We start from the raw sequence: 23015 nt of genomic DNA, 5'->3' as shown, positions 1-23015 counted from the left end.
GGACCAGTGTCAGACCAGGGTGCCCTCGGCGGTCAGGCGGGTCTTGCCGCGCAACCAGGGGTGAAGTGCCTCGGGCAGATCGACCGAGCCGTCCGCCTGTTGGCCGTTTTCCAGTACCGCGATCAGGCAGCGCCCGACGGCGAGGCCCGAGCCGTTCAGCGTGTGCAGGTACTCGGGCTTGCCGCCGTCCGCGGGCTTCATCCGCGCGTTCATCCGCCGCGCCTGAAAATCGCCGCAGACCGAAACCGAGGAGATCTCGCGGTAGGTGTCCTGTCCGGGCAGCCAGACCTCGATGTCGTGGGTGCGACGTGCGCCGAAGCCCATGTCGCCGGTGCAGAGCACCACGGTCCGGTAGGGCAGGCCGAGCCGTTCGAGGATGCCCTGGGCGCAGCCGGTCATGCGGTCAAGCTCGTCGCGGCTTTGGTCGGGACGGGTGACAGAGACCATCTCGACCTTCTCGAACTGGTGCTGGCGCAGCATGCCGGCGGTATCGCGGCCAGCGCTGCCCGCCTCCGAGCGGAAACACTGCGAATGCGCCACGTACCGGCGCGGCAGGTAGCTTTCCGCCACGGTCATGCCATGGACGATGTTGGTCAGCGTGACCTCGGACGTGGGGATCAGCCACCAGCCGTTGGTGGTTTGGTAGCTGTCCTCGCCGAACTTGGGCAGTTGGCCGGTGCCGAGCATCATCTCTTCCTTGACCAGCACCGGGGTCCAGGTTTCGGCCAGGCCGTTTTCCTCGACATGGGTGTCGAGCATGAACTGCGCCAAGGCCCGATGGATGCGGGCGACGGCGCCCGAGAGCACCACGAAGCGGCTGCCCGAGAGCTTGGCGGCGGTTTCGAAATCCATGCCGTCCTGCACGCCGGCCAGGTCGTAGTGTTCCTTCGGGGTGAAATCGAAGGTCCGGGGTGTGCCCCAGCGGTGGATTTCGACGTTGTCGTCTTCGTCGGCGCCATCGGGCACGTCATCATGCGGCAGGTTGGGCAGCGACATCAGCGCCTCGGTCAGCTGTTGGTCAAGCTCCTTGGCACGGGCCTGCATTTCGGCCACTTCCGATTTCTTTTCGCCCACCAGCGCGCGGAGCCGTTCGAATTCGGCCTCGTCGCCCTTGGCCTTGGCGGCGCCGACCTCCTTGGCGGCGGCCTTCTGATCTGCCTGTGCGGTCTCGGCGGCGTGGATCGCGGCGCGGCGGGCCTCGTCGATTTCCAGCAGGGACGACGATGCGGTCTCCACCCCACGGCGAGCGAGTGCCGCGTCGAAAGCGGCGGGATTTTCGCGGATGGTGCGGATGTCGTGCATATCCATGTCCTCTGTATGGCGTTGAGTCGCGCGGAGGTTATGCAACAAGCCGGCGGTGAAGGGTAGGGCGGGGATCCGCCCCGCCGTGACGGAAGCGCAGTTTATGGCGCCCGCTTCCTTGCATCGCCTTGCAAAGCCACCGCGCCGCGCATAGGTTCCGGCAAAATTCGGCGGGGGTGCCCCCGCGGCCCCAGACCTCGAAAGGACCCGCCCCCATGGAAGGCAATGCGATCGCGCAATTCATCCCGCTGATCCTGATCTTCGCGATCATGTATTTCCTGCTGATCCGTCCGCAGCAGAAAAAGATGAAAGCCCATCAGGCCATGGTCAAGGCGCTGCGCCGGGGCGACCAGGTGGTCACCCAGGGCGGGCTGATCGGCAAGGTCACCAAGGTCAAGGAAGACGGCAACGAGGTGGAGGTCGAGATCGCCGACGGCGTCAAGGTCCGAGTGGTGCAGGCCACCATCGCCCAGGTGCTCAACAAGACCGAGCCCGCGAACTCGTAAACCCAAGGCGAGGAGCGGCTTATGCTGCAGATCGATCTCTGGAAACGGGTGCTCATCTGGGCGCTCTGTGCGGCGGGGCTTTGGCTGGCCCTGCCGAATGCGTTCTACACCCGTGTAGAACAGTACAACGACGCCAATGCCGCCATGGCGGTGCAGGGCGAGACCGCGGAGCAGGCCGAAGGCTGGCCCTCGTTCCTGCCTTCGGCACTGGTCAACCTCGGGCTCGATCTGCGCGGCGGCGCGCACCTGCTGGCCGAGGTCCAGGTGGAAGACGTCTACGAGGCGCGGATCAAGGCGCTCTGGCCGGACGTGCGCGATGCGCTGCGGCCCCTGCGTGACGAGGTTGGCACCATCCGCCGTCAGGACGGACCGGTGGACGAACTGCACGTCAGGATCGGCAACCCCGAGGGCTTGCAGGCCGCGATGACCGCGGTGCGCGCGCTGGCGCAGCCGGTGGTGTCGCTGACCGCGGCGGGCGAGCAGGACCTGGCCGTGAGCGGCGAGGGCGATCTTCTGGTGGTTACTCTGTCCGAGGCCGAACGCCTGGCGACGGACCAGCGCACGGTGCAGCAATCGCTGGAGATCATCCGCCGCCGCATCGACGAGGTCGGCACCCGCGAACCCACGATCCAGCGTCAGGGCAGCGACCGCATCCTGATTCAGGTGCCGGGGCTGGGTTCGGCGCAGGAGCTCAAGGACATCATCGGCACCACCGCGCAGCTGACCTTCCAGCCGGTTGTGAGCCGCACCACCGACGGCACTTCGGAACCCGGCATCGGCGAGGAAGTCCTGCCGTCGCTGGACGAGCAGGGCACCTTTTATGTGCTCGAGGAAAACCCGGTGGTCACTGGCGAGGAGCTGACCGACGCGCAGCCGTCCTTTGACCAGAACGGCCGGCCAGCGGTGAACTTCCGCTTCAATCCCTCGGGCGCACGCAAGTTCGGCGATTACACCGCAGAAAACATTGGCAACCCCTTCGCCATCGTGCTGGATGACGAAGTCATCAGCGCGCCTGTCATCCAGAGCCACATTCCCGGCGGCTCGGGCATCATCACCGGCAATTTTACGGTCGAGGAATCGACCAACCTCGCGGTGCTGCTGCGCGCCGGCGCCCTGCCTGCGGGTCTCGACTTCCTAGAGGAACGCACCATCGGCCCGGAACTGGGCGCCGACAGCATCGAGGCCGGCAAGATCGCCACCGTCGTGGCTTTCGCCGCGGTGCTGGTGTTCATGGGGCTTTCCTACGGACTGTTCGGTCTGTTCGCCAACGTGGCGCTGATCCTGAACATCGCGCTGCTGTTCGGGTTGCTCAGCCTGATCGGCGCGACGCTGACCCTGCCGGGGATCGCCGGTATCGTGCTGACGGTGGGCATGGCGGTCGATGCCAACGTGTTGATCTTCGAGCGTATCCGCGAGGAGCTGCGCACGGCGAGGGGGCCGGCGCGGGCCATCGAACTGGGCTATGAAAAGGCCCTGTCTGCGATCATCGACGCCAATATCACCACCTTCATCACCGCTGTGATCCTGTTCGTCATGGGCTCCGGCCCGGTGCGAGGCTTTGCCATCACGCTGGGGCTGGGCATTCTCACCTCGGTGTTCACCGCGATCTTCGTTACCCGGCTGATCATCGTGATGTGGTTCGAACGCCGCCGTCCCAAAACCATCGAGGTCTGATCCCATGCGTCTGAAACTCGTCCCGCAGGAGACCAACTGGGATTTCTTCTCGCGTCCGAAGCTGTGGCTGGGCATCTCGGCGGTGCTGATGGTGCTGGCTTTCGTGTCCTTCGGGCTGCGCGGGCTGAACTATGGTATCGACTTTCGCGGCGGCACCACCATCCGAACCGAGACCGCGCAGCCGGTCGACGTCGGGGCCTATCGCGACGCGATCTCGGCGCTGGAGTTGGGCGACGTGGTGATCTCGGAGGTCTTCGACCCGACCTTCGACGAAGACCAGAACGTTGCAATGATCCGCATCCAGGCCCAGGAAGGCCAGGAGAGCGTCGCGGCCGAGACGGTGGCCGAGGTAGAAGCGGCGCTCAAGGCAGTTGCGCCGGACATCAAGTTCGTCTCGGTGGAATCGGTCGGGCCCAAGGTCTCGGGCGAGCTGATCCAGACCGCCGCCATCGCCGTGGTGTTGGCGATCTGTGCGGTCCTTGTCTACATCTGGCTGCGCTTCGAATGGCAGTTCGCGCTGGGGGCGGTTGCGGCGCTGGTGCATGACGTGATCCTTACGATCGGCGTCTTCTCGGAACTTCAGATCAAGTTCGACCTCGCAATCATCGCGGCGCTGCTGACCATTGTCGGCTATTCGCTGAACGACACCGTGGTGGTCTTCGACCGGGTGCGCGAGAACCTGATGAAGTTCAAGAAGCGCCCCCTGCGCGAGGTGCTGAACCTGTCGATCAACGAAACCCTCAGTCGGACCTTCATGACCTCTGTCACCACACTCTTGGCGCTGATCGCGCTGTTCGTGCTGGGCGGCGACGTGATCCGGGGCTTCGTCTTCGCGATGATCTGGGGCGTGATCGTGGGCACCTATTCGTCGATCTTCGTGGCCTCGGCGGCGCTGCTGTTCCTTGGCGTCAAGCGCGACTGGACCAAGACCACCGACACCACCGGTAACCAGTTCGGCAACATTGATGCCTGACTGGCTGGCCCCGGTGCTTGAGGTGCCGGGGCTGGGCTGGATGGCCCTGACAATCGGCATCGCAGGCATCGTGCGCGGTTTTACCGGCTTCGGCACGGCGCTGATCTTCGTGCCGGTGGCGGGGCAATTCCTGCCGGCGGCGGACGTGATCTTGCTGATCACCCTGACTGGCGTCGGGTCGACGGCGGCGCTGCTGCCCAAGGCGTGGGGGCAGGCGGACAAGGCCGAAGTCGGCCTGATGGCGCTCTGTGCGGTCTTGACGGTGCCGCTGGGCGTACAGGCGATGAAGATGTTGCCCAACGAAACTGTCCGCTGGGCGGTCACGCTGATCGCGGGCGGTACGCTGGCCGCACTGGTGACCGGCTGGCGCTATCGCGGCACGGTCGGCAGGCCGGGGCTTGGGCTGATCGGGCTGGCAGCGGGGCTGCTGGGCGGGATGACGGGGCTGACCGGCCCGGTGGTGATCCTGTTCTACCTCGCGGGGCTGAAGGCGGCGCGGGTTGTACGGGCCAACACCATCCTCTATCTGGCGCTGCTTGATGTGGTCATCTTCGGCAACCTTTTTCTTGCCGGTGTGTCTAACCCGGGAATGATCTTGGTGGCCGTGGTTCTGACGATACCCTACGTCACCACCACGCTGATCGGACAACGTTTGTTCGACCCGGCCTATGAGCGGCAATACCGTTGGCTGGCCTACGGCGTGATCGCGGTTGCCGTCGTCTCTGGCGCGCCGCTGTTCGGGTAGGACGGGTGCCCGGCAGTCATCCCGCGGTGCAGATTGTACCCGCGCCGCAATCGCGCTATCTGGTGCGCCATGCGACTGAACGAGATCTCATACACTGATGCCAAGCCCGTCGACGGCTATGGCCCCGGCTTCTTCCGCATCGGCGGCAAGGTCCACCACGGCCACACCATCGCAGCGCACGACGGCACGCAGGCCTGGGGCGGGCTTGACGATGCCGGGGCGCTGCTGGCGCTAGCGGCGAACGCCGATGTGGTCTTTATCGGCACCGGCGCCGAGATTGCGCATATCCCTGCGGGATTGCGCAGCCAGCTTGAAGAAGCGGGGCTGGGGGTCGAGGTGATGTCGACGCCGGCCGCCTGCCGCACCTACAACGTGCTGCTCTCCGAGGGCCGCCGCATCGCGCTGGCCGCGCTGACGGTCTGAACGGTGTGAGGGTCCTATCGCCTTGCTGAACCGGGCGAATCCGGCAAATGTCCGGCCATGACATTGCAGGCCGACAATCTGTGCGTGACCCGTGGCGGGATCCCCGTGCTGGAGGGCGTGAGCTTCACGCTCGATCCCGGCCGGGCGCTGATCCTGCGCGGCCCCAACGGCATCGGCAAGACGACCCTGCTGCGCACCGTGGCCGGGCTGCAGCCGCCCTACCGGGGAATGCTGACCGGCGCGGACGAGCGTGTGGCCTATGCCGCCCATGCGGACGGGCTGAAGGCGCCGTTGACGGTGGCGGAGAACCTGACGTTCTGGGCGCGCGCCTTCGGGCTGAGCGACATTGGTCCCGCGCTGGCGGCCTATGCGCTGGCGCCTCTGCGCGACCGCGCGGCGGGGCATCTCTCTGCCGGGCAGAAGCGGCGGCTGGGACTGGCACGGCTGATGGTCACCGGACGCCCGATCTGGGTGCTGGACGAACCGACGGTATCGCTCGACCGCGATGCCGTGGCTCTGTTTGCGCACGCGGTGCGCGCGCACCTGGGGCAGGGGGGCTCGGCGCTGATCGCCACCCATATCGACCTCGGGCTGGACGGCGATACGCTGGACGTGAGCCCCTATCGCGCTGCGCCGCAGGCGTCGGACGATTTCGACGAGGTCTTCCTGTGATCGCGCTTCTGACCCGCGATCTGGCGCTGGCGGTGCGGGCGGGGGGCGGCTTCGGCCTCGGGCTTGCCTTCTTCCTGATCGTGGTGGTGCTGGTGCCGTTCGGGGTGGGACCGCAATCGGACCTGCTGTCGCGGATCGCGCCGGGCATCCTCTGGCTGGGGGCGCTTTTGGCCTGCCTGCTGTCGCTCGACCGGATCTTCGCGACGGACTGGGAGGACGGATCGCTTGACCTTCTGGCCACGGCGCCGCTGCCGATGGAAGGCATCGTGAGCATAAAGGCGCTGGCACATTGGCTGACCACCGGCCTGCCGCTGGTGGTCGCGGCGCCGGTGTTCGGGGTGTTGCTGAGCCTGCCGGCCCCGGGGTTCGTCTGGCTGACGCTGTCGCTGGCGCTGGGGACACCGGCGCTGTCGGTGATCGGCACCTTCGGCGCGGCGCTGACCGTGGGGCTGAAGCGCGGCGGGCTGCTGATGTCGCTGCTGGTGCTGCCGCTCTACGTGCCGACGCTGATCTTCGGGGCCGAGGTGGCGCGGCGGGGGGCGGAGGGTCTGGCGGTGCAGACGCCGCTGATGATGCTGGCGGGCATTTCGCTGGCGGTGATCGCGCTGCTGCCCTTTGCCTCGGCTGCGGTCTTGCGGATGAACTTGCGGTGAGGCGGGGGGAAACCACCCCTTCCTACGAAAATCGCGGTGGCGTCCACACACATTCACGAATAGGTATCTGTCATGGCCTCGATCTGGGAATACGCGAACCCGAAGAAGTTCATCGACACCACCGACCGGGTGATCCCGGCGTTATGGGTGCTGGCGGCCGCCTGTCTGGCCACCGGGCTGATCTGGGGGTTCTTCTTCACGCCGGATGATTACCGTCAGGGATCGACCGTCAAGATCTTCTACCTGCATGTGCCCTCGGCTCTGATGGCGATAAACGCCTGGTTCATGATGCTGGTGGCCTCGCTGATCTGGATCATTCGCCGCCACCACGTCAGTGCGCTAGCGGCGCGGGCGGCGGCGCCGGTGGGCATGGTGATGACGCTGATCGCGCTGGCGACCGGGGCGATCTGGGGCCAGCCGATGTGGGGAACATGGTGGGCCTGGGATCCACGGCTGACGTCGTTCCTGATCCTGTTCCTATTCTACCTTGGCTACATCGCGCTCTGGGCCGCGATCGAGAATGACGACACCGCCGCCGATCTGACCTCGGTGCTCTGTCTCGTCGGCTCGGTCTTTGCGGTGCTGTCGCGCTACGCGGTCAACTTCTGGAACCAGGGACTGCACCAGGGCGCCTCGCTTTCGCTTGATGCCGAGGAGAACGTGGCCGACATCTTCTGGTATCCGGCGCTGGTGGCGATGGCGGGATTCGTGCTGCTGTTCATCGTTCTGGTGCTGGTGCGCACCCAGACCGAAATTCGCGCCCGCCGGATGCGGGCCTTGCTGGCACGGGAGCGGATGCAATGATTCCCGAATTGGGCAAATACGCGGTGCCGGTTCTGTCGGCCTATGCCGTCAGCTTCACCGCGCTGGGGCTGATCGTCTGGTCAACCCTGCGCCGGGCGCGCAAGACCCGCGCCCAGCTGGAAGAGGTGGAAGCCCGCCGCGCTCAGCGTTCGCAATAGGTCCCGGGTTTGTTCACCGGGCAAACCGCCCGCTCGGTATCGCTGCCTTGCGCACCGATCACCGCCAGCATCAGCAGGACCGCCGCCTGCACCGTGACCACGATAATTCTCATACTTGTCTCCTTTTGCTGCCTCGCGTGCCCGTCTCAGTCGCGGGCTGAGGGCACTTAAGCGGGGAAACCGCCGGCTGTCGTCTCACGAAATCGCGATTGGCAAGGCTTTGACGTTTTCGCACGACGGCATCGGCGGAAAACCGGGCAGAGGGGGCAAGAAGCGCGGCAGCGGGCCGCCCGGAGGGGGCGGCCGCGCGCGTCAGCCGGCGAGGGTGAAATCGCCGTCGGACAGGATCTCGGCCAGCCCCAGCCGCGCCTTTATCGCCTCGGGCAACAGGCGCCGGTCGCCAATTCGGGGCATGTCGAGTTCGCGGATGATCCGCTCGGTGCCGTAGAGCGCGAGGTACTCGGCGTGGTTGTCGAAGACGCTGCGGCCGGCGTGGTCGATGAAGGTCTCGGCCGGAGCACCGTTGGCGAGGATCACGTCGTGGGCCTCGGTCTCGACGTGATAGACGGTGATCTGCGGCGGTAGGTCGGCCATCGGCACCCAGTCGATCGAGCCGCCGTTGACCAGCGCGCCGGCCGTGATCACAAGGCCGTCCAGCACCATGCCGTGATCGGAAGTGACGGTCAGATCGGCGTGGGGCGTGTTGTCCCCCAGCGCACCTGCGGCAATGCGGACTGGCTGCATCCGCGCGCCGGCGGTCCATTGGCGGACGGTCTGGCGCCCGATCCACTTCACCGGCACATCGCGCCCATCGGCGGTGCGCACCAGATCGCCGATTTGCAGGGTCTCGACCGCCGATTCGCCTTCGGGTGTGGCAATGGAGGTGCCGCGGGCGAAGCAGGTGATATTGAGGGTGTAGACGCTGTTAATTGAATCCGGCTCATCGTTGTTGAATGTCAACTGAATGCTGGCCGGGCTTCCCGCGGCCTCCCATTCGGCCCGGGTAATGGTAAAGGTGAAGACACCATTGGGCGACGTACTCGCGTCGAATGAACCAGGTCCGCTTTCGGATGACGAGAATGTCGGCCCGTCACTGGGCGGACCGCCGAAAAAATCCTGACTGGTAACATCGAAGCTGATTATTTCGGTCTCTCCAACCGAGAGGTCGATCGTGCCGGCGCCAGACCTATCTCCTGCGATGGTAATGTCAGTGTCAGCGCCGGTCGGTGTCGTTTCGAATATCGTGTTAGTGCCCATCGGTTATCCTTTTTCTGTAGAAATTGAGTTTGTCCCGCGGCGCGGGGAGGCTGTCGGCCAAACGGCCGAAATCGTCAAAGCGTACCGTCATGTGGTCTCTTGAAGCGGGGCGGCGCCCTCACCCTTCCGTTCCGGTTTCGCGACGTCGCGCATCACCGATCCGAATCGCCCCGAGGGCAGGCGCCGGCACAGGTAAACCCGTGCCAGCCCGTCCTTTCGGCTGGCCCGTGCTGCGCGATACTCGGTGACCAAGGGCTTCAACTGCTGCTCGAAGTACTTCACCATCTCGCGGGCGCTGCCTTGGCCATAGGGCGCAACGATATCCATCAGCCAGAGCCTGTCGCCCGAAATCCAGTCATGGCTGGTCAGCCGTTCTCCGGCACGCATCCGCGCCTCGGCCTCTTCGCTGAAAAACGCCCAGGTGACGGCGGCGCGCGGCACACCGTCCTTGCGCATGAGCGCGAAATGCCCGGTATCGACCACCGGCTCCAGCGCCGCGCGCAGAGTGTTGACGGACCGAACCTGGAAATTGGGCGCGCGCATGTAGAGAAAGCACAGTTCGCCCAGTCCGGTCAGCTGCTCGCGATGCGGATATTCGGAATTGATCTGCGTGATCCGGGGTTCCATTCAGCCTGTCCGTGCCAGTTGCGTGTCGATCTCTTGCTCAAGGGCCTGTGGCGCGCGGCGGTGGCCTTCGTAGAGGGCATCGAACACCGCATGCGCGTCGAGAAAGTCGATGGCGTCCTGCCGCGTCATGCGGGCCGAGAGCCTGTCGGCAAAGAACGCCGGATAGAGCGATGTATAGGTCTTGCAGCTGCGACAGGTGACCGAGGGGTGGCCGCAGGTCTTGCGGGATTCCGGTTTGCCGCCGTTCAGGTAATGCCTGTGTCTTGGGTCGTTGCCGGCGAAGCAGGCCGCGGGAATGCCGCCGTCATCGTTGATTTCAGGGTAGGTGACCGGCGCGGCACAGGCCCAGCGCGCCAGCGCCTTGGTGAAGACAACCGTGTCGGGATAGCGGTCGATGGCCGCGCAGATCGCGGCTTCGGCGCGGGTGAGGTCAGCCGGCGCGAGGACCAGGTTGTCCGCGGGCGCGTCGCCCCTGATATAGGTGTGATCGGTGCCGGTGGCCGAGGCCAGATAGTCGGCGTAATCCTCGGTGGGGCTGTAGAACTGGAAGGTGATGGGCAGGGCGCGGGCGTGGCAGTCGCGGACCACGGGCAGCAGGTCGTCGATGTTCTGGCGGCTGATCGTGTAGTTGATGATGGCGCGGGGATCGCCGGCCGCGTTGTTCAGGGTCTTGTCGTAGCTGTCCGCGCCGCGCCACTTGCGCGTCGCCTCGGGCCCGCCCCAGACCGAGACGTAGAGCCGAAACGGCAGCCCGCGCGGAATCGGCCTGATGCCGTTGGTATGCACCATGCCAGACTGCCAGTGCCGCGCCGCCAGCCGCAGCATCTCGGGCTCCAGCGAGGGTTCGGCGCCGCCGAACACCGGGTAGGTGACGCCGCGCTTTGCCTCGGCGGCGAACAGCCTGTCATAGCGGGCAAGGTCCGGCCGCGCCGCATCACCAGCGAAGTCCCCGTCGCGCGAGAAGAACAGGCAGCCTTCGCAGAACAGATTGCAGCGGGACGAGACGTCATAGACCGACGTGACCCGCCGCCGCGAAGCGCGAGCCCGTGTGAACACCTGCCTGTACCGGGCGTCCTGCTTGATGAGGTTTATGAGGGCATGTTGCATGGTAAGAATTCCTTAACCATTCGGCAAACCGTCACGCCCTGTCAAGTGCGTCAACCGGAGATTGACCCAATCCCGGGGGTAAAGCATTCAAAGGGTCAACAGCCCGACACCCATAATAGGAACGGGCGCCCGCAGGCGCCCGTTTTAATTGAATTTCCGTCTTTGTTTTGGCGAATCCTCAGGCCGACTTGGCCAGGTTGCGCAGCACGTAGTGCAGCACGCCGCCATTCTCGATGTATTCGATCTCGATCCCGGTATCGATCCGGCACTTGAGCGTGATTTCCTTGCTCGTGCCATCGGCGTACTTAATCGTGCAGGGCACCTGTTTGCCCGGAGTCACGTCGTCCAGTCCGTGGATCGAGACCTCTTCGTCGCCGGTCAGCTTCAGCGATTTGCGGGTGTCGCCACCGGTGAACTCGAACGGGATGACGCCCATACCCACGAGGTTCGAGCGGTGGATACGCTCAAAGCTCTCGGCGATCACTGCCTTGACGCCCAACAGAGCCGTGCCCTTGGCCGCCCAGTCGCGCGAGGAACCCGCGCCGTACTGCTCGCCGCCAAAGATCACCAGCGGGGTGCCCTGCTCCTGATAGGCCATGGCCGCGTCGAAGATCGAGGTCTGCTGACCGTCGGGCCCCTTGGTGTAGCCGCCTTCGACGCCGTCCAGCATCTCGTTCTTGATGCGGATGTTGGCGAAGGTGCCGCGCATCATGACCTCGTGGTTGCCGCGGCGGCTGCCGTAGGAGTTGAACTCGCGCACAGGGACCTGACGCTCGATCAGGTACTGGCCGGCTGGCGTCGTGTCCTTGAAGGACCCGGCAGGCGAGATGTGGTCGGTTGTGATCATGTCACCCAGAAGCGCCAGCACCTTGGCGCCTTCGATGTTCTCGATGTCCTTGGTGTCCATGGTAATGCCCTGGAAGTAGGGCGGGTTCTGGACATAGGTCGAGGTCGGCGGCCAGTCATAGGTTTTGGCGTCGGTGGTCTCGACCGACTGCCACTTTTCGTCGCCCTTGAAGACGTCGGCGTACTTCGATTGGAACGCCTCGCGCGTCACGGTCTGTTCGACAAGGTCAGCGACTTCCTTGGTCGAGGGCCAGATGTCCTTGAGATAGACGTCGTTGCCGTCGCGGTCCTTGCCGAGGCTGTCCTTGGTGATATCGACGTTCATGTCGCCGACCAGTGCATAGGCCACCACCAGCGGCGGCGAGGCAAGGTAATTGGCCCGCACGTCGGGCGAAATGCGGCCTTCGAAGTTGCGGTTGCCCGACAGCACCGAGGTCGCCACGAGGTCATAATCGTTCACCGCCTTCGAGATCGGCTCGGCCAGCGGGCCGGAGTTGCCGATGCAGGTGGTGCAGCCATAGCCCACGAGGTTGAAGCCGATGGCATCCAGGTCGTCCTGCAGGCCGGCGGCTTCAAGGTAGTGCGACACCACCTGCGAACCGGGCGCCAGCGAGGTCTTGACCCAGGGCTTGCGATCGAGGCCCTTTTCGCGCGCCTTGCGGGCCAGCAGGCCGGCGCCGATCATCACATAAGGGTTCGAGGTGTTGGTGCAGGAGGTGATCGATGCGATCACGATCGAACCGTCGTGCAACTGATAGGCGCCGTCGTCGGTCTTGTACCAGCCTTTCTTGTGGTGGCCTTCGTCGCCGGGGATGTCCACCGGCTCGGGCGCGCCGCCTTCGCCTTCCCAGCGCACTTCGGCGTTGGGGCTGGCGTCGGTGCCGTTGCGCAGGCCCTCGATGTACTTGCCGAACTCGGTCGCGGCCTTGTCCAGCGCGATGTAATCCTGAGGACGCTTGGGGCCCGAGATGGCTGGCACGATGGTGCCCATGTCAAGCTCGAGCGTTTCGGTATAGACCGGATCGTAGGTCTCGTCGCGCCACAAGCCGTTGGCCTTGGCATATTCCTCGACCAGCGCGACGCGGTCTTTGTCGCGGCCGGTGTTGGTCAGGTAGCGCAGGGTTTCGCGGTCGATCGGGAAGAAGCCGCAGGTGGCGCCGTATTCCGGGGCCATGTTGGCGATGGTTGCGCGGTCGGCCAGCGGCAGGTTGTCCAGCCCCTCGCCGTAGAATTCGACGAACTTGCCTACCACGCCCTTGGCGCGCAGCATTTCCACGACCTTCAGCACCAGGTCGGTGCCGGTGGTGCCTTCCATCATTGCGCCCGTCAGCTTGAAGCCGATGACTTCAGGGATCAGCATCGAGATCGGCTGGCCCAGCATCGCGGCCTCGGCCTCGATGCCGCCCACGCCCCAGCCCAGCACGGCGGCGCCGTTGACCATGGTGGTGTGGCTGTCGGTGCCGACCAGCGTGTCGGGATAGGCCACTTCTTCGCCGTTCTGGTCAACGTCGGTCCAGATCGTCTGGCTGAGGTATTCCAGGTTCACCTGGTGGCAGATGCCGGTGCCCGGCGGCACCACGCGGAAGTTGTTGAACGCGGACTGGCCCCACTTGAGGAAGGTGTAGCGCTCCATGTTGCGTTCGTATTCGCGGTCGACGTTCATCTGAAAGGCGCGCGGGTTGCCGAATTCGTCGATCATCACCGAGTGGTCGATCACCAAGTCGACCGGGTTCAGCGGGTTGATCTTCTCGGCGTCGCCACCCAGCGCCACGATGCCGTCACGCATGGCAGCAAGGTCAACCACAGCGGGAACGCCGGTGAAATCCTGCATCAGCACGCGGGCCGGGCGATAGGCCAGCTCGCGGGTGCCCTTGCCGCCGTCCTTGGCCCAGTCGCCGAAAGCGCGGATGTCGTCGGTGGTTACGGTCTTGCCGTCCTCGAAGCGCAGCATGTTCTCAAGCACCACCTTCAGCGCGGCGGGCAGCTTAGAGAAATCGCCGAGCCCTGCCTCCTGAGCGGCGGGGATCGAGTAGTACGACAGGGTCTTGCCGCCCGCCGAGATCGACTTGCGGGTGTTCGAGCTGTCATGACCGACTGTGATGGGCATGGAATGGCTCCCTTCCGATGATGCCAAGGGTTTCGCTACCGCCTGCAATAGACCTGTCACGGGGGCGCAATCAAGGGGGGTGCGACGAATTGTATGCGATTGTATGCAGATTGTTGATGCTTCCGTGGCGCAAGATCCCGGGACACGCGCCGTCACCCTACATCGCAAAACCTTGATTGGTTATTTCAGCCGGCGGTCTCTAGGTAGAAACATGCGACCAGACGGGGAAACGGATGACACTCAGCAAGACCCTGAGCGCCTTTGCCATCGCGCTGACGGCGACCACGTCGAGCAGCGCTTTGTCTGCGCAAGACGCGGCCGCGCCCCCTGTCGTCGTCGAGCTTTTCACATCGCAAGGCTGCTCGTCCTGCCCGCCGGCTGACGAATTCATGCATACGCTGGCCGCGCGTGACGACGTGATCGCCTTGGCCCTGCATGTCGATTACTGGGACTATATTGGCTGGAAGGACGAGTTCGCGCTGCCCGGCCATACTCGGCGGCAGCGAGGCTACGCCCGGTCCGCCGGTCGTCGCATGATTTACACACCGCAAATGATCATCAACGGCACCGATCACGTGGTCGGCAATCATCCGATGGACGTGACCGATCTCATTGCCTTGCACCAGACGCGGCAGCCCAGCGTATCGCTGGACCTGCAGCACGCGGATGGGGCGGTTGTCGTGACTGCGCGTGCCCGAGGTGAGGTGCCCGGCGCGATGCGCGTGCTGGCAGTGGATTACGAACCCGAAGCGACCGTGGAGATCCTGCGCGGCGAGAATGCAGGCAAGACGCTGACCTATGTCAACATCGTGCGCGGCTGGCAGGAACTTCCCGCTTGGGACGGGGCCGGAGACTATCGTGCAGAGATCGAGACGGACGGCACGGTGGCCGTGCTTGTGCAGGCCGCGGACTTCGGGCCAATCCTGGCGGCGCGCACGGTCGACTAACGCACACCTCACTCCCCGCGTTGGCAGGCAGACTTCAGACAGCGTTCCCTACGCCGCCGCCCGGGTCTCGCGATACCAGACGTAGAGACCCGAGACGACGATGACGGCTCCGCCGACGAGGGTCGGAATGTCGGGGAATTCGTCGAAGATCACGGCGCCCCAGATGGTAGCGAACAGCAGTCCGCAATAGGTGAAGGGCGCGATGACCCCGGCCTCGGTGATCTGCAAAGCCCGAATGAGCATCAGTTGCCCGACCGCGGCAATGGCCCCAATAATAGCGATCAGCCCGAACGCGCCGGCGTCCTGCGGCATCTGGCCAGCCACAGGCAGCAGGACGGTCATGACCACGGCTCCGAAGGCGGCGGTGTAGAACAGCGAGGTCCATGCGTCCTCATCGCGCCCGACGAACCGGGTAATCAGCGCATAGGCCGAGAAGCAGACCGCCGCGCCCAGCGGATAAATCGCGGCGGGGCTGAAGACATCGGTGCCCGGCCGAATGATGATCAGCGCGCCGGCCAGCGCAGCGGCGATGCCCAGCGTACGGCGCAGGCCGACACGCTCGCCCAGAAACAGCGCGCCGCCCAAGGTGATCAGCACCGGGTTGAGATCCATGATCGCTGTATTCTCGGCCAGACCGATACGCGCCAGACCCGAGAAAAAGCAGACAGTCGCGGCGAACAGGCAGACCGAGCGTGCGAACTGCAACTTCGGGTAACGGGTCTTCAGCACGCCCGGCAGGCGTGGCAGCACCATGAGAAAGACCACCAGCGTCTGTCCTGCATAGCGTGCCCAGAGCGTCGTGGGGACGCCGACGCGGCTGGCCAGTTCCTTGGCGCAGGCATCCATGACCGAGAAGAACAGCATGGTGCCGACCATGAGAAGGATTCCGCGACCGGCGTCAGTGCGGGGGGCGACGGCGTAGGACAGGGACATATGGCTGCCTTACGTTGGATCCCCCGAACTGTCCATCGTGCTTGCAGGGGCCAATGGGCGCAGAGCACCCATCCTTCACCGGGTCGCTGGTGTCAGTCTTGCTCTTCGGAGGCGACGAACGTGAGTGTGCCGGCATCGGCCAATTGCCGGATCGCGGCCACGATCTCGCTCATGGAGGCTTCGGCATCCTTGGGTTTGAGGTCGCCGACCTCGTTCATTTCGTCGCGCAAGTTTTCGGCCATGCGTTTCGACATGTTGGAAAGCATGAATTCTGCGATCTCTTGCATGCCCTGTTTCTCTGCCGCCGCCAATGCCCGCGCCGCGACCTGCTGGTCGACCTCGCGCATGATGGTGGGGATGTCCTTGGCGTCGATCCGGTCGCCGATATTGGCGAAAGTAAAGATCGCCTTGCGCACCTTTCCGGCAAAGGCCTCGTCCTCTTCCTCCAACGCGCTGAGCAGCTCGTCCCGGGTGGCGGCGGGGGAGTTGTTGAGGATCGCGCCGACCCGTGCCACCGGTTCCGTCTTGAAGGCGCGCACCGGGTCGCCGTCCAGCTGAGAGGCCAGTGACAGCCCGATCCGGTCGACCGCCTCGGGCGTGACATTGGCGGTGAGCGAGACCGCATAGGTGATCCGCCGCGCTTCGGGCCCCGGAAGCTTTGACAGGATGTCGGCGGCCTTTGCGGTCTCGAGTTTCGACAGCAGCACCGCGGCAACCTCCGTGCTTTCCTGGCCGATGAAATCCATCAGACGTTCGACTTTCAGCGCACGGATACGCGCCCAAGGATCGCCGGTCTGGCGCACCCCGGCCTCCTTGCGCAGCCGCGCGGCCGTCTGGGGCGAAATCTTGCCATCAAGCGCGTTGAGCGCCCCGGCGATGCCACCGGCGAAGTGCAACCCGATCGATTCCAGCTCGTCGGCGAATTCGCTGACCACATCTGCCAGCGTCGCCCGGTCGACATAGCGCATTCTGCCCATCTGCTGGGTGAGGTCGGCCTGAAGGCTTTCGGGAAGTTCCACCAGCGGCACCTCGGCACCCTCGTTGACCAGCAGGCGCACGATGATCGCCGCTTTCTGCTTGCGGCTCAACTGGGCGGCACGGGATGGAACGGACGGCGAATGGGTCTTGCCGGCCGACGCTGGAAGCGACGGCAGGTCGGACAAGGTGGCAAGCTGGTTCATCCCTGATACTCCGGATAGGCGGGTTCAGCATTATCCGGGAAGGGTGAACAAGTTCTGAATGCGCGCCCGCAGGGGCGGCGCGCACGGGCTGGCTTAACCGGTCACTTTCTCGACGCAGGTCTGCGACGCCGCATCCCAGACCGTGCCTTCGGCGCAGGACATTGCCTGGTGCGCGTCGGAACAGCCGGCATAAGACAGCGCCGGAAGCAGCGAGAGCATCGCGGCACAGACCACGGTTCTGATCATCATCTCTCTCCTCATGGGCGGCGGGACGGGCCCACCGGCCATGAGGGTAACACGTGACCGGATTCGTTCAAAATCCGGCTCAGGACTCGCCGAAAACGCGCTTGAAGATCGTGTCGACGTGCTTGGTGTGATAGCCCATGTCGAACTTCTCGCGGATGCTGTCCTCGCCCAGCGCCGCGACCACGTCTGCGTCGGCAAGCAGCTGTTCCTGGAAATCGACGCGCTCTTCCCAGACCTTGAGCGCATTGCGCTGCACCATGGCATAGGCGTCCTCGCGGCTGACGCCGGCCTGGGTCAGCGCCAGCAGGACCCGCTGGCTCATCACCAGACCGGGGAACTTGTTCATGTTGTCGAGCATATTGTCGGGGAAGATCAACATCTTCTCGACCACGCCCGCCAACCGGTGCAAAGCGAAGTCCAGCGTGATGGTGGCGTCCGGCCCGATGGCGCGCTCGACCGAGGAATGCGAGATGTCGCGCTCGTGCCACAGCGCCACGTTCTCCATCGCCGGGATCACGGCCATGCGGACAAGCCGTGCAAGACCGGTCAGGTTTTCGGTCAGCACCGGGTTCTTCTTGTGCGGCATCGCCGAAGAGCCCTTCTGCCCCATCGAGAAGAATTCGGCGCCCTCCAGCACCTCGGTACGCTGCATGTGGCGAATCTCGACCGCGATGTTCTCGATCGACGACGCGATGACGCCCAGCACGGCGAAGAACATGGCGTGCCGGTCGCGGGGAATGACCTGTGTGCTGATCGGTTCGGGCGAGAGGCCCAGCTGTTCGCAGACGTGTGCCTCGACCGCCGGGTCGATGTTGGCGAAGGTGCCGACCGCGCCCGAGATCGCGCCGGTGGCGATCTCTTCACGGGCAGCGACAAGACGGGCGCGGCTGCGGTCCATCTCGGCATAGAAGCGCGCGAAGGTGAGCCCCATGGTGGTGGGCTCGGCGTGGATACCGTGCGAGCGGCCGACGCGAACGGTGTCCTTGTGCTCCTGCGCGCGGGTCTTGAGCGCGGCCAGAACCCGGTCCATGCCTTTCAGAAGCAGGTCGGTGGCGCGCACAAGCTGCACGTTCAGCGTGGTGTCGAGCACGTCCGAGGAGGTCATGCCCTGGTGCACGAACCGCGCCTCTTCAGAGCCCACGTGCTCGGCCAGGTGGGTGAGGAACGCGATGACATCGTGCTTGGTGACGGCCTCGATCTCGTCAATGCGGGCAACATCGAACTCCACATCCTTGGCTTTCCACACCGCATCCGCGTTCTCTTGCGGGATGACGCCAAGCTTCGCCATGGCGTCGCAGGCATGCGCTTCGATCTCGAACCAGATACGGAACTTGGTGGCCGGCTCCCAGATGGCGGTCATCTCGGGGCGGGAATAGCGGGGGATCATGGGCGAAGCCTCTTGGTGGTGCGGTTTGCGCGGGGTCATACGCCGGAAGAGGCGGGAGGGACAAGGGCGCGGTGCGGTGACAACCCGGAGCGGACGTTCTGTGTGGCTGGGTGCCGAGCTGCGCGCTCGCCAACCGCGAGCCCGTGCAGGGGCATCCAGCTGCCTGTGACCTAGTCAGGCCAACAGCCCGCTTTCACCCTGCCATCTCGGTCACCACCCGCGCGCTCCGTTCCAGCGTCCGGTGTACCGGGCACTTGTCGGCGATTTCCATCAGTCTGGCGCGCTCGTCGTCGCTCAGGTCACCCTCCAGCCGTACCCTGCGGCGGAACTCGTCCACCTTGGAGCCTGCCGTATCGCTTGCATCCTGCGCGTGCACCTTGTCGTGGCACACGTCGACGCTGACATGATCCAGCGGCCAGCCCTTGCGCCGCGCATACATGCGGATCGTCATCGAGGTGCAGGCCCCCAGCCCGGCGGCGAGGAACCCATAGGGCGACATGCCGCGGTTGGTGCCGCCATAGGCCTCGGGCTCGTCGGCCAGCGTGTGATGGAACGGACCGTCGTTGACGTCCTGCAAAAACCCCTCGGGGTCGGCTTCGGAGACACGCACGATCCCCTCTGGCGCGCCGGGCGGCGGGGCCGGGGGCGTGAGGTCGAGGTATCGCCCGGCCCAGGCGGCGATCACCTCGGCGGCGTATTCGGCGTCCTTGCCACGGGTGATCAAATGGTCGGCGTCATCCAGCGTGACGAAGCTCTTGGGGTGTTTCGCGGCCATGAAGATGTTGGCGGCATTGTCGATGCCAACGACATCGTCCAGTGGCGCGTGCAAGACCAGAAGCGCGCGTTTGAGCGACGCGATCGCTGGCCCGAGGTTCTGTGCCGCGACATCCTCGACGAAGCCTTGCCCGATCTCGATCTCGCGCCCCCCGAGGTGGACCCGCGCCGCGCCCTTGTCGGCGATCTCGTCCAGCGCGCCGCCGAAGTTGTGGGTCACATGGCCCGGATCGTAAGGCGCACCGAGCGTCGCCACCGCCTTGACCGAGGGCAACTGCGCCGCCGCCGCAAGCACCGCCGCGCCGCCCAGCGAATGGCCGATCAGCAGGGTCGGCGTCATGCCACGCCCGGACAGCGCGCCGCAGGCAGCCACCAGATCCCCGACATTGCTGGAAAACGTGGTGTTGGCGAACTCGCCGTCGGAATGCCCCAGACCGGTGAAGTCGAAGCGCAGCACCGCGATCCCCATCGCCGCCAGCCGGCCGGCAATGCGGCGTGCGGCGGGAATGTCCTTGGAGCAGGTGAAGCAATGGGCAAAAAGCGCCGTCGCAAGGTGCGGCCCGTCGGGCAGATCGAGGCGCGCGGCCAGCGTCTCGCCGGAGTGGCCGCGGAAGGTGAAGCGTTCGGTGGTCATGGCGGTCCTCTCTGGCTGGCGATATCCCAAGACTAAGCGCGCCGCCGCGGTCCGGCCACGTCCAACTGTCCCGCGTCACGAGGGTGTGACAGACCGTGTCGCCCGTGGGAGCCCCCAATGGCGTTGAGGCAAACGTGCTATGATTGCCGGATGCACCGAGGGAGGCCCCCATGATCATGCGCATATTCCAGGTCACCACCCACCCCGGCAAGGAAGCAGCCTTTGCCGAGTTCTTCCACCAGACCGCGATACCGCTGATGAAATCCACCAAAGGTTGCGTCGAGGTCCTGCCCGGCGCGGCGCGGTCCGATCACCCGCGGGACTTTGCTTTCGTGATGGTCTGGCGCGATCTCGACGCGCTCAAGGCTTTCGTGGGCGAGGATTACGACAGCCCGCATATCGCGCCCGACGAAGCCGAACTGGTCGCTCACCGGCGCATCGCCCACTACGATCTTGTGCCGGTCTGAGGGCCAGGCGGCACGAGATCTTCGCGATGGTGTCACACGGCTTTTGCCGTAAGGTGTACCTATTGCGTGCAATTACAGCGCCAACACACGGATGGATAGCATGATAAAAACCACATTTGCCGCCGCATTGCTTTGCGGAGCCGCAAGCCTGGCCTGGGCCGAGGCACATGCCATGAGCGATGCCGTCACCTACGGCCCGCGGCCCTTCTACCTGATCGACCGGATGGAAGACGGCGACCTGAAGGACAAGCTCGCTGCCTGTCAGGCGCAGACGCCGGCGCGCTCGAAGTTCTCGATCGGCCACCGCGGTGCTCCGCTGCAATTCCCCGAACATACCGTGGAATCCAACAAGGCCGCCGCGCTGATGGGTGCCGGCATTCTGGAGTGCGACGTCACCTTCACCGCCGACAAGGAACTGGTCTGCCGCCACGCCCAGAACGACCTGCACACAACCACCGACATTCTTGCCAGCGACCTGGCGTCGAAATGCACCGCCGGCTTCACCCCGGCCGAGGGCAAGGAGAAAGCCGCCGCCGAATGCCGCGCCTCGGACATCACGCTGGCCGAGTTCCGCACCCTGACCGGCAAGATGGACGCCGCCGACAGCGCCGCGACCACCGTCGAGGCATACATGGACGGCACCGCCAACTGGCGCACCGATCTCTACTCGGTTCAGGACGGCACGCTGATGACGCACGCCGAGTCCATCGCGCTCTTCGACAGCCTCGGCGCAGATTTCACCCCCGAGCTGAAATCGCCCTCGGTCGAGATGCCATACGATGGCTTCTCGTACGAGGACTACGCCCAGAAGATGATCGACGAATACAAGGCCGCCGAGATCGCCCCCGAACGGGTCTGGCCTCAGAGCTTCGACCTCGACATCGTCAAGTATTGGGTCGAGAACGAGCCCGAGTACGGTCAGCAGGCGGTCTACCTGATGGATGAGTACAACGACGACGGCTATGATCCGAACGACGCCTCGACTTGGCCCAACACCATGGCCGAGTTGAAGGAGATGGGCATCAATTATATCGCGCCGCCGATGTGGATGCTGCTGACGCTGGACGAGGGCGGCAAAATGGTCGCATCGGCGCTGGCGACCGAAGCCAAGGCCGCCGATCTGGGCATCATCACTTGGACGCTCGAACGCTCGGGCCCGCTGACCTCGGGCGGCGGCTGGTACTTCCAGACAGTGAAGGACGCCACCGACACCGACGGGGATTATTTCACCATCCTAGACGCGCTGCACGAAAAGGCCGGCGTCATCGGCGTGTTCTCGGACTGGCCGGCGACGGTCACTTATTACGCCAACTGCATGGGCATCGAATAAGCCTCACGCGGGCCGGGGCAGGTGCCCCGGTCCGTCCCGGATCTCTACAAGGCGTCAGTGCCCGCGCCAGATCCAGCCGCCGCCCAGCACGCGGCTGCCGCCGGTCTCGTAGAACACGCAGGCCTGTCCGGGTGAGACGCCTTCCTCGGGGGTCAGCAATTCCACCTCTGCCTCGGTTTCCGACAACGGCCTGAGGATCGCCTCGCGCGGCGGCCGGGTCGAACGGACCTTGATCGAGACTTGGCGCTCCGCCATGTCGGCAAACCCGCCGCCGCCCAGCCAATTCACCTCGCGCAGCGGCACCGTGCGGGTCGAGAGCATCTCTTTCGGGCCGACCACCACGCGCTTGGCATCGACGTCCAGTTTCACCACGTAGAGCGGTTCGCTGAGGCCGCCGATCCCCAGCCCGCGGCGCTGGCCGATGGTGTAGTGGATCACGCCGCCATGTTCGCCCAGCACGCGGCCGTCGGCATGGACGATCTCGCCCGGCTCGGCCGCACCGGGGCGCAGCTTTTCGATGACCTTGGCATAGTTGCCGTCCGGCACGAAGCAGATGTCCTGGCTGTCGGGCTTGTCGGCCACGCTCAGCCCGTGCCGTGCGGCCAGCTTGCGGGTATCGTCCTTCGAGGCCAGGTGGCCCAGCGGAAAGCGCAGATAATCGAGCTGCTCCTGCGTGGTCGAGAACAGAAAATAGCTCTGATCGCGATTGGCGTCCGCCGCCCGGTGAAGCTCGGCCCCGTCGGTGCCCATCTTGCGCTGGATGTAATGGCCGGTCGCCATGCAGTCGGCATCGAGGTCCTTCGCGGTGCCCAGCAGGTCCTTGAACTTGACGCGTTCGTTGCAGCGGATGCAGGGAACGGGGGTTGCGCCGCCGAGGTAGCTTTCGGCGAATTCGTCCATCACCGCGTCGCGGAACACGTTCTCATAGTCCAACACGTAATGCGGAAAGCCCATTTCCTCGGCCACCCGCCGCGCATCGTGGATGTCGCGCCCGGCACAGCAGGCGCCCTTCTTGGCCAGCGCCGCGCCGTGGTCGTAAAGCTGTAGCGTGATCCCCACGACGTCATAGCCTTCGCGCGCCAGTTCGGCGGCCACGACCGAGCTGTCCACGCCGCCCGACATCGCCACCACCACCCGGGTCTCGGACGGCGGCTTGGCGAAGCCCAGCGAGTTCAACTTGTCCATCGTGGCAGTGCCCATGCGAATCCCCTGATCGAAGTCCGCGAGAATATAGGAAAATCCAACATACTCTCAAGCCCGGC

General features: G+C 65.0%; 24 protein-coding genes. 12 read left to right on the top strand and 12 right to left on the bottom strand.

Annotation, left to right across the window (positions count from 1 at the left end; all coding sequences use genetic code 11):
• Positions 1-9: 9 nt before the first annotated feature.
• The gene (gene serS / locus AC04PT_RS04740) at positions 10-1302 is read right to left on the bottom strand and encodes a serine--tRNA ligase (protein ID WP_482872383.1); all 1293 of its coding nucleotides are present in this window, start codon (positions 1300-1302) and stop codon (positions 10-12) included.
• Positions 1303-1517: 215 nt separating this feature from the next.
• Here serS and yajC point away from each other — a divergent pair, with 215 nt between their 5' ends.
• From yajC to ccmD, 9 genes are all read left to right on the top strand, one after another.
• Entirely contained in the window at positions 1518-1808 is a 291-nt protein-coding gene (gene yajC, locus AC04PT_RS04735) for a preprotein translocase subunit YajC (protein ID WP_482872382.1), read from the top strand.
• 21 nt (positions 1809-1829) lie between these two features.
• A complete protein-coding gene (gene secD / locus AC04PT_RS04730; RefSeq protein ID WP_482872381.1) occupies positions 1830-3482 on the top strand; it encodes a protein translocase subunit SecD in 1653 nt (550 codons plus the stop codon).
• Positions 3483-3486: 4 nt separating this feature from the next.
• Complete coding sequence (gene secF / locus AC04PT_RS04725; protein WP_482872380.1) at positions 3487-4455, top strand: protein translocase subunit SecF; 969 nt, start codon at positions 3487-3489, stop codon at positions 4453-4455.
• Entirely contained in the window at positions 4448-5200 is a 753-nt protein-coding gene (locus AC04PT_RS04720; RefSeq protein ID WP_482872379.1) for a sulfite exporter TauE/SafE family protein, read from the top strand. The genes secF and AC04PT_RS04720 overlap by 8 nt, the downstream gene beginning before the upstream one ends.
• 69 nt (positions 5201-5269) lie before the next feature.
• Complete coding sequence (locus AC04PT_RS04715; protein ID WP_482872378.1) at positions 5270-5623, top strand: Mth938-like domain-containing protein; 354 nt, start codon at positions 5270-5272, stop codon at positions 5621-5623.
• 57 nt (positions 5624-5680) lie between these two features.
• Complete coding sequence (ccmA, locus tag AC04PT_RS04710; protein ID WP_482872377.1) at positions 5681-6295, top strand: heme ABC exporter ATP-binding protein CcmA; 615 nt, start codon at positions 5681-5683, stop codon at positions 6293-6295.
• Positions 6292-6948, top strand: a complete 657-nt coding sequence (gene ccmB, locus AC04PT_RS04705; protein ID WP_482872376.1) for a heme exporter protein CcmB — start codon at positions 6292-6294, stop codon at positions 6946-6948. The genes ccmA and ccmB overlap by 4 nt, the downstream gene beginning before the upstream one ends.
• Positions 6949-7020: 72 nt before the next feature.
• Positions 7021-7752 carry a heme ABC transporter permease gene (locus AC04PT_RS04700; protein ID WP_482872375.1) on the top strand — a complete coding sequence of 244 codons (732 nt, stop codon included), beginning with the start codon at positions 7021-7023 and terminating at the stop codon, positions 7750-7752.
• The gene (ccmD, locus tag AC04PT_RS04695) at positions 7749-7910 is read left to right on the top strand and encodes a heme exporter protein CcmD (protein WP_482872374.1); all 162 of its coding nucleotides are present in this window, start codon (positions 7749-7751) and stop codon (positions 7908-7910) included. The genes AC04PT_RS04700 and ccmD overlap by 4 nt, the downstream gene beginning before the upstream one ends.
• Here ccmD and AC04PT_RS04690 read toward each other — a convergent pair.
• The 5 genes from AC04PT_RS04690 to acnA form a co-directional block, all read right to left on the bottom strand.
• Positions 7895-8023, bottom strand: a complete 129-nt coding sequence (locus tag AC04PT_RS04690) for a hypothetical protein (RefSeq protein ID WP_482872373.1) — start codon at positions 8021-8023, stop codon at positions 7895-7897. The genes ccmD and AC04PT_RS04690 overlap by 16 nt on opposite strands.
• 199 nt (positions 8024-8222) lie before the next feature.
• Positions 8223-8870 carry a Hint domain-containing protein gene (locus tag AC04PT_RS04685; RefSeq protein ID WP_482872372.1) on the bottom strand — a complete coding sequence of 216 codons (648 nt, stop codon included), beginning with the start codon at positions 8868-8870 and terminating at the stop codon, positions 8223-8225.
• Positions 8871-9254: 384 nt separating this feature from the next.
• The gene (locus tag AC04PT_RS04680) at positions 9255-9794 is read right to left on the bottom strand and encodes a toxin-activating lysine-acyltransferase (protein ID WP_482872371.1); all 540 of its coding nucleotides are present in this window, start codon (positions 9792-9794) and stop codon (positions 9255-9257) included.
• Positions 9795-10901 (bottom strand): hypothetical protein, encoded by a 1107-nt coding sequence (locus AC04PT_RS04675; protein WP_482872370.1) that lies wholly within the window; start codon positions 10899-10901, stop codon positions 9795-9797.
• 178 nt (positions 10902-11079) lie between these two features.
• The gene (gene acnA / locus AC04PT_RS04670) at positions 11080-13854 is read right to left on the bottom strand and encodes an aconitate hydratase AcnA (RefSeq protein WP_482872369.1); all 2775 of its coding nucleotides are present in this window, start codon (positions 13852-13854) and stop codon (positions 11080-11082) included.
• Positions 13855-14087: 233 nt separating this feature from the next.
• Between acnA and AC04PT_RS04665 the strand changes: the two genes are divergently transcribed.
• Positions 14088-14801 carry a DUF1223 domain-containing protein gene (locus AC04PT_RS04665; RefSeq protein ID WP_482872368.1) on the top strand — a complete coding sequence of 238 codons (714 nt, stop codon included), beginning with the start codon at positions 14088-14090 and terminating at the stop codon, positions 14799-14801.
• A gap of 48 nt (positions 14802-14849) precedes the next feature.
• Here the strand turns inward: AC04PT_RS04665 and AC04PT_RS04660 are convergent, their stop codons facing one another.
• From AC04PT_RS04660 to AC04PT_RS04640, 5 genes are all read right to left on the bottom strand, one after another.
• Complete coding sequence (locus AC04PT_RS04660; protein WP_482872367.1) at positions 14850-15734, bottom strand: DMT family transporter; 885 nt, start codon at positions 15732-15734, stop codon at positions 14850-14852.
• Between the two features lie 92 nt (positions 15735-15826).
• A complete protein-coding gene (locus AC04PT_RS04655; RefSeq protein ID WP_482872366.1) occupies positions 15827-16915 on the bottom strand; it encodes a flagellar motor switch protein FliG in 1089 nt (362 codons plus the stop codon).
• 93 nt (positions 16916-17008) lie between these two features.
• Positions 17009-17161 (bottom strand): hypothetical protein, encoded by a 153-nt coding sequence (locus tag AC04PT_RS04650; protein ID WP_482872365.1) that lies wholly within the window; start codon positions 17159-17161, stop codon positions 17009-17011.
• Positions 17162-17240: 79 nt separating this feature from the next.
• On the bottom strand, positions 17241-18548 hold the full coding sequence (gene purB / locus AC04PT_RS04645; protein WP_482872364.1) for an adenylosuccinate lyase: 1308 nt from the start codon (positions 18546-18548) through the stop codon (positions 17241-17243).
• A 193-nt stretch (positions 18549-18741) separates the two neighbouring features.
• On the bottom strand, positions 18742-19956 hold the full coding sequence (locus AC04PT_RS04640) for a bifunctional alpha/beta hydrolase/OsmC family protein (RefSeq protein WP_482872363.1): 1215 nt from the start codon (positions 19954-19956) through the stop codon (positions 18742-18744).
• Between the two features lie 170 nt (positions 19957-20126).
• On the opposite strand from AC04PT_RS04640, the gene AC04PT_RS04635 reads away from it, so the two are divergent.
• Both AC04PT_RS04635 and AC04PT_RS04630 read left to right on the top strand, forming a co-directional pair.
• Entirely contained in the window at positions 20127-20423 is a 297-nt protein-coding gene (locus AC04PT_RS04635; RefSeq protein WP_482872362.1) for an antibiotic biosynthesis monooxygenase family protein, read from the top strand.
• Between the two features lie 100 nt (positions 20424-20523).
• Positions 20524-21753, top strand: coding sequence for a glycerophosphodiester phosphodiesterase family protein (locus AC04PT_RS04630; protein ID WP_482872361.1), 1230 nt, complete (start codon positions 20524-20526; stop codon positions 21751-21753).
• A 54-nt stretch (positions 21754-21807) separates the two neighbouring features.
• On the opposite strand, the gene mnmA is transcribed toward AC04PT_RS04630, so the two are convergent.
• Positions 21808-22953: a tRNA 2-thiouridine(34) synthase MnmA gene (gene mnmA / locus AC04PT_RS04625; protein WP_482872360.1), complete on the bottom strand. Its 1146-nt coding sequence runs from the start codon at positions 22951-22953 to the stop codon at positions 21808-21810.
• Positions 22954-23015: the final 62 nt, after the last annotated feature.

Source organism: Litorisediminivivens sp. KMU-197 (genome assembly GCF_056858395.1).
Note: the sequence above shows the minus strand (reverse complement) of the source record. Positions and strands in the feature narration are given on the sequence as shown.

Excerpts from the sequence above, each read along its gene's own strand:
- serS (WP_482872383.1), bottom strand. The coding sequence starts at position 1,302 with ATGCACGACATCCGCACCATCCGCGAAAATCCCGCCGCTTTCGACGCG.
- yajC (WP_482872382.1), top strand. The coding sequence starts at position 1,518 with ATGGAAGGCAATGCGATCGCGCAATTCATCCCGCTGATCCTGATCTTC.
- secD (WP_482872381.1), top strand. The coding sequence starts at position 1,830 with ATGCTGCAGATCGATCTCTGGAAACGGGTGCTCATCTGGGCGCTCTGT.
- secF (WP_482872380.1), top strand. The coding sequence starts at position 3,487 with ATGCGTCTGAAACTCGTCCCGCAGGAGACCAACTGGGATTTCTTCTCG.
- AC04PT_RS04720 (WP_482872379.1), top strand. The coding sequence starts at position 4,448 with ATGCCTGACTGGCTGGCCCCGGTGCTTGAGGTGCCGGGGCTGGGCTGG.
- AC04PT_RS04715 (WP_482872378.1), top strand. The coding sequence starts at position 5,270 with ATGCGACTGAACGAGATCTCATACACTGATGCCAAGCCCGTCGACGGC.
- ccmA (WP_482872377.1), top strand. The coding sequence starts at position 5,681 with ATGACATTGCAGGCCGACAATCTGTGCGTGACCCGTGGCGGGATCCCC.
- AC04PT_RS04700 (WP_482872375.1), top strand. The coding sequence starts at position 7,021 with ATGGCCTCGATCTGGGAATACGCGAACCCGAAGAAGTTCATCGACACC.
- ccmD (WP_482872374.1), top strand. The coding sequence starts at position 7,749 with ATGATTCCCGAATTGGGCAAATACGCGGTGCCGGTTCTGTCGGCCTAT.
- AC04PT_RS04690 (WP_482872373.1), bottom strand. The coding sequence starts at position 8,023 with ATGAGAATTATCGTGGTCACGGTGCAGGCGGCGGTCCTGCTGATGCTG.
- AC04PT_RS04680 (WP_482872371.1), bottom strand. The coding sequence starts at position 9,794 with ATGGAACCCCGGATCACGCAGATCAATTCCGAATATCCGCATCGCGAG.
- AC04PT_RS04675 (WP_482872370.1), bottom strand. The coding sequence starts at position 10,901 with ATGCAACATGCCCTCATAAACCTCATCAAGCAGGACGCCCGGTACAGG.
- acnA (WP_482872369.1), bottom strand. The coding sequence starts at position 13,854 with ATGCCCATCACAGTCGGTCATGACAGCTCGAACACCCGCAAGTCGATC.
- AC04PT_RS04665 (WP_482872368.1), top strand. The coding sequence starts at position 14,088 with ATGACACTCAGCAAGACCCTGAGCGCCTTTGCCATCGCGCTGACGGCG.
- AC04PT_RS04660 (WP_482872367.1), bottom strand. The coding sequence starts at position 15,734 with ATGTCCCTGTCCTACGCCGTCGCCCCCCGCACTGACGCCGGTCGCGGA.
- AC04PT_RS04655 (WP_482872366.1), bottom strand. The coding sequence starts at position 16,915 with ATGAACCAGCTTGCCACCTTGTCCGACCTGCCGTCGCTTCCAGCGTCG.
- AC04PT_RS04650 (WP_482872365.1), bottom strand. The coding sequence starts at position 17,161 with ATGATCAGAACCGTGGTCTGTGCCGCGATGCTCTCGCTGCTTCCGGCG.
- purB (WP_482872364.1), bottom strand. The coding sequence starts at position 18,548 with ATGATCCCCCGCTATTCCCGCCCCGAGATGACCGCCATCTGGGAGCCG.
- AC04PT_RS04640 (WP_482872363.1), bottom strand. The coding sequence starts at position 19,956 with ATGACCACCGAACGCTTCACCTTCCGCGGCCACTCCGGCGAGACGCTG.
- AC04PT_RS04635 (WP_482872362.1), top strand. The coding sequence starts at position 20,127 with ATGATCATGCGCATATTCCAGGTCACCACCCACCCCGGCAAGGAAGCA.
- AC04PT_RS04630 (WP_482872361.1), top strand. The coding sequence starts at position 20,524 with ATGATAAAAACCACATTTGCCGCCGCATTGCTTTGCGGAGCCGCAAGC.
- mnmA (WP_482872360.1), bottom strand. The coding sequence starts at position 22,953 with ATGGGCACTGCCACGATGGACAAGTTGAACTCGCTGGGCTTCGCCAAG.